This is a genomic window from Photorhabdus kleinii, from assembly GCF_025384885.1.
Classification (GTDB): Bacteria; Pseudomonadota; Gammaproteobacteria; order Enterobacterales; family Enterobacteriaceae; genus Photorhabdus; species Photorhabdus kayaii.
In genome coordinates, this window is the sequence record NZ_JAJAFY010000001.1 from 179,380 (window position 1) to 194,944 (window position 15,565).

13 protein-coding genes are annotated in these 15,565 nt (G+C 42.7%); 9 read left to right on the forward strand and 4 right to left on the reverse strand.

What is annotated here, in order from left to right; genetic code table 11:
* The 5 genes from arnT to LG003_RS00850 all read left to right on the forward strand — a co-directional run bounded on the left by arnT (position 1) and on the right by LG003_RS00850 (position 3,772).
* The gene (gene arnT, locus LG003_RS00830) at positions 1 to 1,662 is read left to right on the forward strand and encodes a lipid IV(A) 4-amino-4-deoxy-L-arabinosyltransferase (RefSeq protein ID WP_112875733.1); all 1,662 of its coding nucleotides are present in this window, start codon (positions 1 to 3) and stop codon (positions 1,660 to 1,662) included.
* A complete protein-coding gene (gene arnE / locus LG003_RS00835) occupies positions 1,659 to 2,000 on the forward strand; it encodes a 4-amino-4-deoxy-L-arabinose-phosphoundecaprenol flippase subunit ArnE (protein WP_112875734.1) in 342 nt (113 codons plus the stop codon). Before arnT ends, arnE begins: the two co-directional genes overlap by 4 nt.
* The gene (gene arnF, locus LG003_RS00840) at positions 1,997 to 2,377 is read left to right on the forward strand and encodes a 4-amino-4-deoxy-L-arabinose-phosphoundecaprenol flippase subunit ArnF (RefSeq protein ID WP_112875735.1); all 381 of its coding nucleotides are present in this window, start codon (positions 1,997 to 1,999) and stop codon (positions 2,375 to 2,377) included. Before arnE ends, arnF begins: the two co-directional genes overlap by 4 nt.
* Positions 2,378 to 2,482: 105 nt before the next feature.
* Positions 2,483 to 2,968 (forward strand): C40 family peptidase, encoded by a 486-nt coding sequence (locus tag LG003_RS00845; protein WP_112875736.1) that lies wholly within the window; start codon positions 2,483 to 2,485, stop codon positions 2,966 to 2,968.
* A 591-nt stretch (positions 2,969 to 3,559) separates the two neighbouring features.
* Positions 3,560 to 3,772, forward strand: coding sequence for a hypothetical protein (locus tag LG003_RS00850; RefSeq protein WP_240000661.1), 213 nt, complete (start codon positions 3,560 to 3,562; stop codon positions 3,770 to 3,772).
* A gap of 349 nt (positions 3,773 to 4,121) precedes the next feature.
* Here LG003_RS00850 and LG003_RS00855 read toward each other — a convergent pair whose 3' ends face one another.
* Complete coding sequence (locus tag LG003_RS00855) at positions 4,122 to 4,538, reverse strand: flagellar protein FlhE (RefSeq protein WP_240000662.1); 417 nt, start codon at positions 4,536 to 4,538, stop codon at positions 4,122 to 4,124.
* Between the two features lie 315 nt (positions 4,539 to 4,853).
* Here LG003_RS00855 and LG003_RS00860 point away from each other — a divergent pair, with 315 nt between their 5' ends.
* The 4 genes from LG003_RS00860 to LG003_RS00875 are packed head-to-tail and all read left to right on the forward strand — an operon-like array spanning position 4,854 to position 9,545.
* Entirely contained in the window at positions 4,854 to 5,597 is a 744-nt protein-coding gene (locus LG003_RS00860) for an ABC transporter ATP-binding protein (RefSeq protein WP_240000663.1), read from the forward strand.
* Positions 5,590 to 6,804: an ABC transporter permease gene (locus LG003_RS00865; RefSeq protein ID WP_112875738.1), complete on the forward strand. Its 1,215-nt coding sequence runs from the start codon at positions 5,590 to 5,592 to the stop codon at positions 6,802 to 6,804. Before LG003_RS00860 ends, LG003_RS00865 begins: the two co-directional genes overlap by 8 nt.
* A complete protein-coding gene (locus tag LG003_RS00870; RefSeq protein WP_112875739.1) occupies positions 6,797 to 8,275 on the forward strand; it encodes a TolC family protein in 1,479 nt (492 codons plus the stop codon). The genes LG003_RS00865 and LG003_RS00870 overlap by 8 nt, the downstream gene beginning before the upstream one ends.
* On the forward strand, positions 8,259 to 9,545 hold the full coding sequence (locus tag LG003_RS00875; RefSeq protein WP_262979975.1) for an efflux RND transporter periplasmic adaptor subunit: 1,287 nt from the start codon (positions 8,259 to 8,261) through the stop codon (positions 9,543 to 9,545). Before LG003_RS00870 ends, LG003_RS00875 begins: the two co-directional genes overlap by 17 nt.
* A gap of 84 nt (positions 9,546 to 9,629) precedes the next feature.
* On the opposite strand, the gene LG003_RS00880 is transcribed toward LG003_RS00875, so the two are convergent.
* From LG003_RS00880 to LG003_RS00890, 3 genes are all read right to left on the reverse strand, one after another.
* On the reverse strand, positions 9,630 to 11,429 hold the full coding sequence (locus LG003_RS00880; protein WP_262979976.1) for a formyltransferase family protein: 1,800 nt from the start codon (positions 11,427 to 11,429) through the stop codon (positions 9,630 to 9,632).
* A gap of 108 nt (positions 11,430 to 11,537) precedes the next feature.
* The gene (locus tag LG003_RS00885) at positions 11,538 to 12,737 is read right to left on the reverse strand and encodes an MFS transporter (protein WP_112875742.1); all 1,200 of its coding nucleotides are present in this window, start codon (positions 12,735 to 12,737) and stop codon (positions 11,538 to 11,540) included.
* Between the two features lie 44 nt (positions 12,738 to 12,781).
* Positions 12,782 to 15,532, reverse strand: coding sequence for a non-ribosomal peptide synthetase (locus LG003_RS00890; RefSeq protein ID WP_262979977.1), 2,751 nt, complete (start codon positions 15,530 to 15,532; stop codon positions 12,782 to 12,784).
* Positions 15,533 to 15,565 lie beyond the last annotated feature (33 nt).

Here is a 15,565-nt window from a genome sequence, read left to right on the forward strand (position 1 = left end):
ATGTTAAATAACCGGGCGTGTAAGGTTGGGGCCTTTTTGATGGCTCTTTTTTTTATCCTTACCTATTTATTACCCCTGAATGGCCGCCTATTATGGCAGCCTGATGAAACCCGTTATGCAGAAATCAGTCGTGAAATGCTGCAACGAGGAGACTGGATTGTTCCGTATTTGCTGGATATTCGTTATTTTGAAAAGCCTGTAGCGGGTTATTGGATTAATAATATTAGCCAATGGATTTTTGGTGATAATAATTTTGCTGTCCGTTTTGGATCGGTTTTCTGTATTTTTATCAGCGCAATTTTATTATATCGACTTGCTATGATGATGTGGCATAACCGGCATATTGCTTTTGCTACTAGCCTTATCTACATCTCAATGTTTCTGGTATTTGCCATTGGCACTTATAGCGTACTCGATCCGATGTTTTCTTTGTGGGTAACGGCTGCCATGATGTGTAGCTTCTGGGGGGTAAAAACAGACTGTACCAGACGGCGAATAATGGCATATTTGGTGCTCGGTTTGTGCTGTGGTATGGGTTTTATGACTAAAGGGTTTCTGGCATTGGCTGTTCCGGTCATTGTGATGTTGCCCATTGTCATTTATCAGAAGCGGGTCCTGCAAATAGTCTGCTTTGGCCCACTTGCCATTATTTCGGCGATAGCAATCAGTTTACCGTGGGTGATTGCAATTGCCCTACGTGAGCCTGATTACTGGCACTATTTCTTCTGGGTTGAACATATTAAGCGTTTTTCTTCCGATGATGCACAGCATATTGCACCGTTCTGGTATTACATACCCATTCTTATTCTTGGTGTGATCCCGTGGTTGGGATTATTACCTGGGGCGGTGATGAAAAGTTGGAAAGAAAGAAAATCCAATCCTGAAATGTTTTTTCTACTTTGCTGGTTTGTCGTGCCATTGTTATTTTTCAGTATTGCGAAGGGAAAATTGCCAACTTATATCCTGCCCTGTATGGCGCCATTGGCAATGATGATGGCTAAATTTGGTGTCGATTGCGTTAAAAATGGCAAGATGGAGTTACTTAAGATCAATGGAATGGTTAACGTATTTCTTGGTCTGCTGGCGGTAATAGTTCTGTTTGCTATGGAAGTAGTGACAAAACACTCTTTATATCAGCCATCAGAATGGCTTAAATGGGTTTTAGCGATTGTTGCTTTTGGTATTTGGGGAATTATCGGTTATCTGTGTTTTGCGTTGAATGGGAAATACTGGTTATGGGCGGCATTTTGCTCCATTGTTGTCAGTTTAGTGATAGGTAATGCTTTGCCTGAAAATACCGTTAATTCCAAATTACCGCAGAACTTTATTAAGTTACACCATCAGGAACTTGCAGACAGTCGCTATATCCTGTCGGAAAGTGTTGGTCTTGCGACCAGTGTCGCTTGGGAGATGAAGCGTAGTGATATTTATATGTTTGAACGTTGGGGAGAGCTGGAATATGGGTTGAATTATCCAGATAGCCAATATCGATATATCAGCTATAAAGATTTTCCGCAATGGTTAGCGAAAGCGCGTAAAGAAGGGCGGGTATCAGTACTCTTTCATTTATATAAAAATGAAAAATTACCTGATTTGCCAAAGGCAGATCAAATTAGTCGCAATTATCGCTTTGCTATTTTGGTTTATGAGAAGCGACCATGATAAGTTTCACTTTATTGTTGCTGATTAGCTTACTGACATGTGCTGGTCAGTTATGTCAGAAACAGGCTGTGATGTGTTGGCGCAGTGATGTTTATCAGCGGGCATCTGCGCTGAAATGGTTAATAGGGGCTGTGATTCTATTGGCTGTTGGCATGTTATTTTGGCTTCGTCTATTGCAGATATTGCCGTTAGGAATTGCTTATCCAATGTTGAGTATAAATTTTATTCTGGTCACTTTGGCGGGGAAATTTTTCTATCAGGAAAAAGCGGGCATAAAACATTGGAGTGGGGTTGTGTTTATCATGTTGGGAATTTTGCTGATGAGTTTGAATGAATGAAAGGTTATATTTGGGGATTGGTTAGTGTATTACTGGTGACAATAGCCCAGTTATTACTGAAATGGGGTGTTGTCAATTTGCCAGCGTTGAATCTTGGTTTGCATTGGTTTGATATTGAGTGGCTATGGAGTCATCACCATTCTCTGGTGGCGGTAATGGCTGGTCTGGCTGGATATCTATTATCTATGTTGTGTTGGTTATTTACGCTAAAATATTTACCATTAAATAAAGCCTATCCGTTAATAAGCTTAAGTTATGTCTTTGTCTATTTAATGGTGGCTTTATTGCCTTGGTTTAATGAAACCATCACATTATTGAAAACTGCGGGCGTGATTTTTATTTTATATGGTGTCTGGTTGATTAGCCGTCCAGAATGAAGAAGGGAAAAACTATTTAACTGTTTTACTTAAAGTACAGACTTGTTTTTTTATTGAGTTCCGGATAGAGTCACCTTGTTTTGCTGATTTTATGAGGAGGGGTTAATGATAATAAGAATAAAAGAGTTACTCTTATTGTTCAGTCTGTTACTTATTGGCTGTTCCAGTCATGCCCCCAGGACTCCGGCTCCGGTGTTAAAGACGGCGCTTTCTGATCCAATCATGGTGATTGCTCAGCTTAAGGAGCAGCTTAATCAATGGCGTGGTACACCATATCATTATGGTGGAATGGATCGTCGGGGGGTAGATTGTTCTGGTTTTGTTTACCGTACTTTCAGTGATCGGTTTGATATTCAATTACCTCGTACTACCGGTGGGCAAATAAAATTAGGGACTCGCATTGATAAAAGCGATTTAATGCCGGGTGATTTGGTCTTTTTCAAAACAGCTAGTGGCGAACATGGGTTACATGTTGGCATTTATGATGCCAATAACCAGTTTATTCATGCATCAACCCATAAAGGTGTTACTCGTTCATCTATGAATAATGTTTACTGGAAAAAAGCTTTTTGGCAAGCTCGGAGAATTTAAGTCCGCTTTTATCCGCGAATTGTAAAAATTATTCTTATTAAGATAGCAGTTTTATTTAAATCTCAGCAATTAATATCAGTAATTTTAATTTTATTAATTGAATTTTAACCATCGAAAACAATAATTATTTTATGACAATAAATCATCCATATTATATTTAACTTGGTCAGGTAATACCTGATTTTGATTTAAGGTATATTTATTTAAAAAGGTTAAAAATAAACAACCAGTCCCTTAATATACAAGGAGCTGGTTAGGATATCTATTATATACCCGTTATCTTTCAAGTTGCCTCTTTGTTGGCTGCACTCGCTCACTCCGGTCACATAGTTTGCTATGCTCCCGGGGATTCACTCCCTTGCCGTCGCGATGCATTTTGAAATCTATAGGGTATAGTATTGTTTCGTTATTTCTATTGTGGCACTATTAGAACTTTTAGTAATATTTTTTTGTATGAATTGTTGGATTAAAATATTTATTGTCTTATGGTTATATCTTTAAATGTATTATTTTCATATTTTCATATTTTCATATTTTCATATTTTCAATAAGTTTTATGTTCAAAAATAAAATACCATCAATGCTAGCTATGTGCTTGATGCAATCAATAATGTTATCGCTGATGATCCCCAATACCGAACGTTGATTGATGCCCGGAATTCGCCCGACTATACCGGAAAGGTGACTGAATTTGGTGTTTTTCTGCCTGATAGTATTCATTATGATGGCAAAACCCAGACATGGTTTGCCCAACAGGAGTGGAAATTGATTTTATCTGGTTATAAAGGGGTTGAACTACCATAGGATTAACCATCCGAGAGATATTAAGATGGCGGCTGAGGCCGCTATTTTGATATTTGGCAAGAATAATACAGTGCTGAGTATTCTTGTATGCCTTTTCGGCATAAAGGCAGACATATTATAAGCGTCTATTTTATATGCCATAATGGCATCCTGTTTATATGGACTAAAAATGCAGATGAGATCGTGACTATTAATACAACAGAATGCAAAGAGACCCATTTAGTTACAAGAACTTCCATAGAGATTCAGGAAATCATCCAGCAATTTTCTTAAATCCTACCAATATTCAAAGCAAATCAGAATTGCCGCCCATAATGCTGGCGGCAATCTTTAGCGAGTTATTGAAGTGTTATTGCCAACTGACAGTAATTTCTCCGGTTTGACCTGCTATCGGCATAACGTTACCGTTTCCAACCTTTAAGGCGAAAAGGAACTGTTGTGCCGGGCTTCTCTGATTAAATTTGTCTGTCGACATTCTTCGTGTGCGTGATATGTCTATGCAATTGTTGGTGTTTCCCTGACAAAGATGAACCGATAAATTTTGAGGCCATCCAACAACATTCCAAGTCCAAGATACATTGGTAATTTTTCCTGTTGCAGGAGGAGAACCGACAATAGGAACGTTAACAGTTTCTAAGAAATTTTTAGAATATAGTGTGGGCAAAACAACTGAAGAGTGATAGCTGCCACTTGCCGCAGGTACTGTTTGTGAAAACATGGCTAACAATAGAGCACTACCAATGCCAAAGATTTTTTTTAATTTCATAGCCATTACCCCAATATCTAATAATTTTCTATTGCGAGAACTTAGATATACATTTTGATCTCGCGCCCTGTATTTCCTGAATTTTTATAAAAGCATGTACGCAATGCCAAAGTAGGCAGGAGTAATTTGGGTGGATTAACACCAAAAAGCAATGGGGAATTTGAATTTATGTTAAGTTAATCTAATATATTTTGCTGTTCGATGCTTTTGCCAGTCACTTAGACCGTAATCTTTTACAACAGGATTTTCCCATGATATAAAATCGGCTAAACAATCAAGTGGAGTCAGTGATACGTTTAATGGATGTCAAAAACGATGAATAAATTAGACATGACAATCACAACTTCTCCATGTCAGGAAGCCCTGATTTACATGGAAAATGTTTGTCGATCTTATCGTATGGGGGAAAAATATTACCCAGTACTTGATGAGATATCATTCACCATCATGTGCGGACAAAGTTGTGCGATTGTCGGCGCTTCCGGCTCGGGTAAAAGTACTCTACTCAATATTCTTGGTTTACTGGATCAACCCTCTTCTGGATATTTTCAGTTTAGGGACGTTAATATAACAAATGTTACTCCTAATGAGCGGGCGAAAATAAGAAATCAGGAAATTGGTTTCGTGTTTCAGAGTTTTAATTTACTTCCCAGAATGCAGGCGTTGGATAATGTGGCGCTACCATTATTATATCGTGGATATTCTCGTTCTCTAGCTCGGCAGGAAGCGAAATACCAGCTTGAGTTGGTTGGTCTGGCTGGGCGTATTTACCATCGTCCGGCTGATCTTTCCGGGGGACAGCGGCAACGTGTTGCCATTGCCAGAGCCTTGGTTGGTAAGCCTTCTCTGATTCTGGCAGATGAGCCGACAGGCAATCTCGATAGTGCGACGGCACGAGATATCATGGCACTTCTTCTGTCGTTGAACCGCGAGCAAGGCGTTACGCTTGTCATGGTTACGCATGATGAAGCCATAGCCAAAAACATGCAGCGCTGTCTATATGTTAACAACGGGCGGCTTTCCGAAACCGATCTGTGGTTGGATAGCCTCGATGCTTAATGTGAATTCTGGTCGCTACGGTTTTTCCTTCACGCAAGCACTGCGAGAATCACTGGGTAGCCTGCGTCTGCTAGGAAGGCGCTCCTTGCTTGCTTTACTTGGTATTGCAGTCGGATGTGCTTCGGTCATTGCACTTTTAAACATCGGTCATAACGCTGTTAATGAAGCTATCAGCACTTTTAAAAGTATGGGAAGCAATATTTTGGTTGCTCATTTTGCTTTCATTCCCGGCGTTGATGTCAAACCCGCGCCATCTACGCTGGATACTCAGGCGCTGACTCGTACAATACCGACTATCACACATGCTGCGCCCATCACGTTACATTCGACTCGTGTACGCTTTCACGGGAAAGGAATCGATACGAATATTACCGGTACATCCTCTGATCTGGCTGCGGTGTTGGATTTACAAATCGAGCAAGGACGTTTTCTATCGGACTATGATCGCCAAACGACCTATGCTGTGCTTGGAGCGGATATTGCCAAACAATTAAAAGTAGCCAATCAACCTATTCGAATAGGCAGTCAATTGCAAATTGGGGAATATCTGTTTGAAGTGATAGGAATTCTCGCTGCTCAGGGGCCGAACCCTTTACTCCCCGGCTCGATTGATCATTCCATCATATTGCCCATTGAAGCAATGCGACGGTTGCGGCCTGCGCCAGAAATTGGGAGCGTCATTGCCAGAGTACGTGACACAACAACGTTAAGCAGTGACGCGGTGTCGTTACGTGACTACCTTGTCTCATTATCAAAAGGTCGTCGTGTCGAAGTTGAAATCCCGAAACAATTGCTTGATGGATTGACGCGTCAGGCAAGAACATTTTCCTATTTGCTCGCGGGCTTAGGGGGAATTTCGTTGCTGGTGGGAGGAGTGGGCGTGATGAATGTCATGCTGATGAATGTTTCGGAACGCAGGCGTGAAATTGGTGTTCGTATGGCTTTGGGAGCTCGGCCTGTTGATATTGGTATGCTGTTTATGTTGGAGGCTGCCATTCTGTCCATTGCCGGTGCAATGGTTGGTTCATTGCTGGGGGTTGCGGCAGGGTACCTATTTGTAAAATTTTCGGGCTGGGTATTTACGTTATCCCTATTCTCTTTGCCTCTGGGTATCGCTAGTTCATTAGTGATTGGTCTGTTTTTCGGTATCAATCCGGCATTAGCGGCTGCCAGATTACAACCTGTAGAGGCACTTCGTGATGATTAGCCGAGTTTTTCAACGTGCTATTGGCATTATCATTGCCCTGATAATAGATGCATCCGTCAAACCAGCGTTAGCGGAGCCGTTGAATCCATCACAGGCAACCATGCCTGCAACGGATACAATTTCGCTTAATCAGCAAACTATTGGTCTGACACTCAGCGATGCAATCTATTTAGGGTTACGAAACAATCGTTCGATTCGCAGTGCTTATCTGGATCGAATTGCACAGAAATTCGATTTACGCGTTGCTGAAGATCGTTTTACGCCCAAGTTACTGATTAATAGCCGTTATATTGCCGCTCGTAATCAAAGCGATCGCTATCGCCAAAGCGAGATTACACCCACATCTACGCTGCTTGGAGAATATGGTACTCGTTTCAGTCTGTCTTGGACGAATCGGACGACATGGGCAGACAATGCAGGCCGTAGCCGTAATGATGGTGTTTCATTCTCAGTTATTCAGCCTTTGTTGCGTGGTGCCGGTAAAGATGTGGCTACAGCACCTGTGCGTCTTGCTCAATTAATGGAACAGACAAATCGTTTGAACCTAAAAGCGACGGTATCCCAGACTATCACGCAAGTTATTATGGCTTATCGTGAATTGTTGCGTGCTCAAGAACAATTACAAATCGCACGTGATGCTCTTGAACGTTCGCGTCAATTGCTGGAAGTTAACAAAGCCATGATCTCCGCAGGCAGAATGGCTGCTTTTGAGATTGTCCAGACAGAGGCTGATGTTGCAATGCAGGAACTGTCTGCGGAGGAAGCAGCTAATCAATTGGATACCAGTCGTTTAGAATTGCTGCGATTGCTCGCCTTAGACTTACAAACTCAGGTGAAGGCGACTGATAGATTGGAAGCTAAACGCGTAGACATTAACTTGCTCCAAGCCCAACATTTGGCACAAGAGCAACAGCCATCGTATCTCACGCAATTGATTACCGCGGAGCAGGCTGCAATTAACCTGACCGTTGCCCGTAATGAACGCTTATGGGATGTCTCTTTAGTGGGTAGTGCCAGTCAAGTACGTGATCGAACAGGGTCAAACCGTTCCCGTAATTGGGAAAATTACGCCGGTGTTCAGGTAGAGATACCCATTGGTGATTTGAGTCAGCGTCAGGCGGAAGTACGGGCGCGGGTTGATGTTCAGAACCAGGATATTCGTCTTGCTGAGGCAAAACAGTCACTGGAACGTAATGTGGGTAATGCGGTACGCGATATTGGTACGCGTTGGCGTCAATATGAGATCGCACAGCGTGCCAGGGATCTATCCCTGCGCAAGTTAGAAATTGAACGTGAAAAATTGACGGTGGGCCGCTCCAGTAACTTTCAAGTCTTGAGCTTTGAAACCGATTTGCGTAATGCAGAGAATGTTCGTCTCAATGCGTTGATCACCTACTTAAATGCACAAGCGGAGTTGGACGAAACATTGGGTACTACGTTAGGGAGTTGGGATATTGCACTTAACGACTAAGATCAGAGAACTTGCCCGTTCCAAATATAAGACTCGTTGGCTCGTGACACTTGCTGTTGCATTAGTCATTGGGGCTACCGTTGCTTATGTTTTCCTTTCTTCTTCAACTGATACATCATCACCACAACAGTGGGTACATGTTGAACCTCAACGACTGGAAAATCGTCTTGGATTAGTTGGCCGTATTCAGGCTGCAACCAGTTTGACGATTGCCGCACCATTTGATGGTGTTATTGCTGAAGTGATGGTTACTGAAGGCCAGCGCGTTAAGCGTGGGCAACCGCTGTTGAGCCTTGATACGACGCAGTTGGATATTCAACTGCGGCAGGCGCTCACAGAACTGTTGAAAGCCCAGAAAACCGTACAAGATTTGATAGGGTGGGAAAACAGTCCGGATGTCGCTAGGGTACGTAGAACTTTAACGAATGCCCAGTTAAGTTTGAGCGATACCGAACGTAAGCTAATTGATACCCGGGCTTTGTTCGAGCGTGGCATTGTTCCCCGTATGGAGGTTGATACACTGGAACAGCAGGTCAGAGTTCAACAGCTCGATCTTGCCGCCGCTAAAGTGGAACTGAGTGTTGCCCTCGATAAAGGCACAGGGGAGAATCGCCAGATTGCTGATATGGAATTAGCTAATGCCCAATCGCGTTATCAGGCGCTTCAGGCCCAGCAAGCCCAACGTGAATTGATTTCTCCTTTTGATGGCATTGTTATTCGTCCCCAGATACCGGAATCAGATAAAGGGGTATTTATTCAAAAGGGGACGCGTGTCACTCAGGGAACGCCTCTGTTAGGGGTAATCAATTTGGAGCAAATTCAGGCGGTAGCGCGTATTGAAGAGGCTGACCTTTATCAGGTGTATGAAGGAATGCCGGTTGAGATCACCGGTGATGGTTTTGCTGGGCTATCTCTACGAGGGCAAATTAAGACAATTGGTGTACAAGGAAGTTCAAAGGAGATGCAGGGAGCGGGTGTAACCTATGATCTATTAGTGGCTATTGATCCTCTCACTCCCGAACAGCGGCAGCGTATCCGGCTGAGTATGAGTGCGAAACTGGCTATTGTCACCTATCGCAATGAACGTGGATTGGCCTTGCCAGCCGAGGCATTACATACCGGCCCAGATGGACGAACTTTCGTCACTTATCGCCGTGAATTAAACGCACAAACCCAGCAGATTGTCGTGACACCGGGGCAGGCCGTTCCTCAAGGTGTGGAGGTGATCGGGTTGGAGGCAGGCTATGTTGAAGTTCCTGCGCGGAAATAACTGATTCAACCTCATTGATCTTTTGCGACACCCTCGCATTGGGCGAGGGTTTACAGCAGTTTTTTCTAATTTTGGGGCAATATTTCACCGTGAAAATTCATATATTGGAAGTTCATTTGCCACAATATTTAAATTTTTCGAGTTTGCGATTACATTAGAAAATAGCGCCAAATCAGATGCCACATGTTCAATATTATTTACTGCAACTAATTTGCTGTTATATATGAAGCGGAAATTTCCTTTATTTTGATCAATCTGTAATGTCATTATTTCTCCGATAATTGCATGTTCCTGTATGGCATCTTTGTTCGTTAGATCTTCACTGTAACCGGAGATGATGGAAATACCAATCGGCCACGGGCGATTGGTATGTAACAGATTGATTGCACGCAATACAGGTTGTCTGGTGACCATATCGCGGGGATAAACCCTATGTTGTTCAAGCAATTGTTGTTCAGACGATATTGAATTTAAAATCTCTGTAAGACGTTGTTGTAAATTGATATGGACCTCCATTGGGACGATCATGGCGAAAAAGGAGGTCCATTTTGAAGAATGAACAACATCTCCTGCTTGCGCCCATCCGACTTGAAATTGAGTATCATTTGATGTGTGAGCCAAATAGATAAACCAAGCGCATATAATATGTTGAACGAGCTCAGTTGAAATAAGAGAGCTATGATTGAGTACTGTTTTCCATTCAGACACATGCCAATCCGGTATTTTATCTATCGTTGCCCGCAATTTAAAAGGCAGCATTGGTGTTGAAAAACGCTCTAGTCTTTTTTGCCAAAATAGCTCTTGTTCGGTAAGTTGTTCATGTATATCTGTTAACGTCTTAATATCTGATCTTTCAATTGTGGGGAGTTGATCACCAATTTCAAGTTTGCATTGATTGGCTAAGGTGAGAGCATTTATTGGGTTGCCACGGCTATTAACAAACGAAATACGTATATCTTCACTACTTGTGGTCATTAGCCAATGGTCCTCGCTAATACCCAACAATGTACCTGGTTTATGATCGGAACGTGTATACATCACCTGTAATGTACCTATCGATACCAGGCGATCTCTCAGCAGAACTTTAGGTAATGTTAGTGGATTAGGATAGTAAACTCCGAAAGTTAAAGATCTGACCAAAGATGACAATTCCTGAGCTTTTTTATTCCACAATAGACAACCCGCAGCGTCTGGGCGGCGACGTCTTGAGAAAAAACTGCGGTTATCGGGATCTTGCTGTCGGCGGGGTATGTCACCGTTCTCTAGGTTGTTTAATAGTTCGGTAAATCCTTCGGCAGCGGCCTGATAACATTTAAGATTCAGTGAAAGTGCGGTGTCGGTATTTTTAATATCAACATGACGCTGCACAACAATATCGCCACTATCGACCATAGATCCGATTAAATGCCAGGTAATAGCATACCGAGACTCACCGGCAAGGATAGCCCAAGAAGTGGCATGGGTGCCGGCATAGCGTGGCAGAGGAGCGTCGTGGTAGTTGAAAGCACCTCGGGAGAACTGATTGATTAATAGAGCAGGGAGAATAACTGGATTGACTATGGAAAAAAGCCAGCATATTGACTGAGTTTTGGAGAGCGTCAGGAGATCTTCTAGTGCTTCAACACAGTGTATATTTTGAGAAGTTGCCCATTCGGAAAACAGAGATTCTGTGGGAAAAATAGCCACAATTATGTACCCGGCCGCTTGAAGTTGTTGGGTACAACGTATCGCAAGTGTTGTACCACCGATGACGACACAAGACCGAGTTTCTCCAGTGGAGTGGTTTACAATTTTGCACTTTTCAACTTCTAGTGTGTTATTGGTTAGTATGTTATCGGTGCTATTTTTTTTCTCTTGCGTTGAAGATGTGAATTCGCCGGGCATGTTATCCCCTTTATTGTTATTGAGTGAAGGGTTTGTTTGAGAGTAAGTAAAGTTCATAGGCTTAATTGCCTTGAACTGCATTTAAACACAGACAAACCCCGATATTGCTCACTTACCTTTGATTCCTTTATGAGGGAAGCCATAGTTGCCTGAATTCCAGACGATCAACAAAGCTAGCACTAACAGAACAAGTAAGGTCCACGGGAACGAGCTGGCGCCAAGTGTTTCAAGTAATATCCCGCCAATAATGCCCCCGGCTGCAATGGCTAAATTCCATAAGGTAACAAGAATCGACTGAGCAACGTCTGCACCTTCCCCGGCAGATTCGGCCAATGCAGTTTGAAGTAGGGCGGCGGCACCGCCGAAGGTTAGCCCCCATAAGATCACGGCAAGAAAAACAAAGACAGGAAGAGTACCGATAACACCAAGTATGAGAGAGGCGAATGTAAATAGGGCAAGACTTATCAGCACCAACGAACGTAACATTTTGTCAATTAACAGCCCTGTCATCCATATTCCAAGCAACGACGCCATACCAAAGGCTAGCAACACAAGATCAATTCTGGCAGTAAGCCCCGCCTGTGTCACAAAAGGCAATACATAGGTATAAAGAATACTGTGCGCCAGTACCCAACAAATAAGAACGCTTAATACCGGCCGTACTCCCGGAATAATGATAACTTTTTTGATTGGTATACGTTTTTCGGCAGCACGTCCTGGGTAGTCAGGGACTTTCAACATGACCCATGCGATGACGACCAATGTTAGAATAGACATCAAACCAAAAGTTGTACGCCAGCCAACAATTCCACCAATGAATGTTCCTAATGGCACGCCAAGGGAGAGTGCCAGTGGTGCCCCGACACCAGCTACAGCCAATGCACGTCCTTTTAAATGATCAGGTACCATCCGTCGCGCATAGCCGACCAACATTCCCCAGATTAAGCCGCCTGCCATACCTGAAAGAAGTCTGGCCGCAAGTGCCACTATATAGTTAGATGTTAACGCGGTGAGCGTATTAAAGACTAATAAACCCGTAAGTGCCATCAAGAGTAATCGGCGACGGCGCCAACCTTGTGTTGCTGTCGTCAGTGGAATCGCTGCGACAAGTGAGCCAATTGCGTAGAGTGTAACGAATTGACCAGCTAATGCTTCGGAAACGGCCAAGCTGTTACTTATTTGGGATAGAATGCCCGCCGGGAATGTTTCTGTGAGAAGCGCAAGGAATCCCGTCATTGCTAACGCGAGTAGAGCAACGAGAGGAAAGTTGGTACTGCCCGCATGAGTGGCAGTTTTTTCTTTAATCATGGAACCCCCTTAAATAATTTTCATTGTGTTATTTACAGAAGCAATCAACTCAAAAATCGAGCTAATTCGTTAACACCTGATTCCTTAAGTACCTCGAAATGATCAATGTTAAGATTGATGTTTTCTGGGGGATGTTTTAGGTATGGTGTTGCTTCTTCGATAAAAGAAACGGCATCATCACGTGCATTAAACACCGTAATTGGCGCCTTGATGATTCGTTCTTGCAGTTCTGCTGCTGAATATTTCTGTCCGTAGGTTTGAATAACTATCCTGGTAATTCGAGCAATTAACATAGGGTCCAGATTTGGGTAGTGCTTATGAACAACAGAGACAAAGCTTTGCTCATCGATAATGTTAGCCAGGCATTTATTCAAAGCTGAACTGTGAGAAGTGCCCGCAAATACAGAGAATAATAGTGATATCAACTCGCTGTTCTGGTAAGTAGACCCGTTTTCTATTCCCGTGGAATTAACGTGATATTTTATCTTCGAGAGCCCAGGCGCGATTAGAACCACCTTTTCGACACGTTCTCCCGCTCGTTCTAATTGGTAAGCCGCTTCGAAAGCCAATACAGAGCCAAAAGAATATCCCCATAGCGTATATGGGCCAGTGGGTTGTAATTTTTTGATTTCTGTTATGTCTTGAGTCACCATTTCGGCTATGGTGGAGTATGGAACCTCTCCTTCATTAATTCCGTAAGCCTGGATGCCATAAAATGATCGATCAGTACATATCTGTGTAGCCAGCAGGTGTAAATTCATTGGGTATCCACCCAATCCTGGCCAGCAAAAGACAGGTAATCCAGTATCTTTTTCCTGTAAACAGGCCAATCGTGAAGATAATCTGGTTGCTTCACCTTCAACGATTTTTGCCAATTGTTTAACTGTTGCAGCCTCAAATAGAGTATGGAGAGGTAGCGATAAAGCAAATTCTTCATTTAAACGTTGTATCAGATGGACGGCTATCAGAGAATTTCCGCCTAAAGCAAAGAAGTCATCTTCGGTAGATATGCGTTCTCGCGTTAGTACTTCTTCCCATATCTTTACAATCTGTGTTTCTGTCGAGGTGCTTGGGAGTACCTGTGGACTGTGTGATACTGTGCTGACTAGTACTTGCAATGTGTCGAAATCGATTTTTCCACTGGAAGTTAGCGGCATGGTATCCAGGAACAAAAATCTGTCAGGTAACATATAGTCCGGTAATGTTTTGCTGAGTTCACTCCGCAGAATTGAAGTAATGTCATACTTTGCTTGCTGGCGTATTGTTTCATCGGCTAATTCAATACAGGCGGTTAATTGTATCGAACGGTGTTGAGGGTCTTTTTCCGCCAAAATTGCAGCGTGTTTCACTTGATCGATAACTTCCATTGCATTTTTTATTTCCTCTAATTCGACCCGCATCCCTCTCACTTTAATTTGATTATCTTTCCGGCCAGCAAAGTGGGCATTACCCTCTTTATCCCAATAAGCCAGATCTCCGGTTCTATAAAGCCGGGTTTTTTGCGTATTTGGTGGTATTGCAATTTCAAGAAAGTGCTTTTCTGTGAGATCCTGACGATTCAGATATCCTCTTGCGACTTGAGTACCTGCAATATAAATCTCTCCAATTTCATATTCTGAGGCGAGCTGATAGTGGTGATCGAGAATAAAAAATTCCGTATTGGATACCGGCTTACCAATAGGGACTGAATTAACTTCGTCAGATATTGGGCAGTGATTAACAAGGAAAACTGAAGCATTAATTGTACATTCCGCCGGGCCATACATATTAATCAGTAGACAGTTTGGTAGTATATGGATACATTGAGTGGCGAGTTTTCTTGATAAGCTCTCTGCTCCGATGAATATTTGCTGAAGGGCATGGCATTCCCGGAATTTGTGATTATCGATCAGTGCTTGTAATAGCGTGGGAACACACTGTAACGTGGTCACATTGTGGCGAATAATCAGGTCAATGAGTTGGGGAATATTCCTGTGTGTTCCAGATGAGCTAATAACAACCCGACTACCACAACTGACTGATAATATTTCCCATTGAGCTGCATCAAAGCTGATGGGCGTTTTCTGAATAATTGTTTTTTCAATGTTTAAATCGCATTTTTCATTTAACCAACACATTTGGTTAACGATACTGCGGTGCTCAATCATTACACCTTTCGGTTTCCCTGTACTTCCAGAGGTATAAATGACATAAGCCAAGCTATCCGGGCTAAGGTAGTCATAGAGGATGTTGCTGGTAATGGCACTGGATTCTAATGATTTCTCTACGTCTTCAAGAGTCACGATATGGATATTTTCTGCAACCAACCTGACTAATTTTTCCTTTAATTTTTCTTGGGTAAATATCATTTTCAGATTGCTATCGTGGATCATGTAACGAAGTCGTTCCTCTGGATAATCATGAGACAATGGCAGATACGCACCACCGGCAAAAAGAGTTCCCCAAACTCCGATCATCTGCTCAATCGACGGTTCAACAAATATACCGACGCAATCACCCGCTAAACATCCCAGGTTTTGCAGATAGCAGGCCAGATGTACACTGCCAATTGCCATTTCCAAATAACTGAGTCGCTCTTCACCGTGAATGATTGCTGTAGCCCAGGGAGTTGATCTGACGTGTGAAAAGAGTAATCCCGGTAGGCACTCTTTTCGTTGAAAACTCGCTGGTAACTTAATGTTATTTAACGTTGTCCAATTTTCATTTGCCGGTTGAGCGCTGGAGATATCATATTTTCGATACTGTCCTGTTTTTAATATATTGCGCCATTTGATTATTGGGAGAGTTGATTGCATCTTATTTTATACCTTTATTTAAGGAGAGAAGCC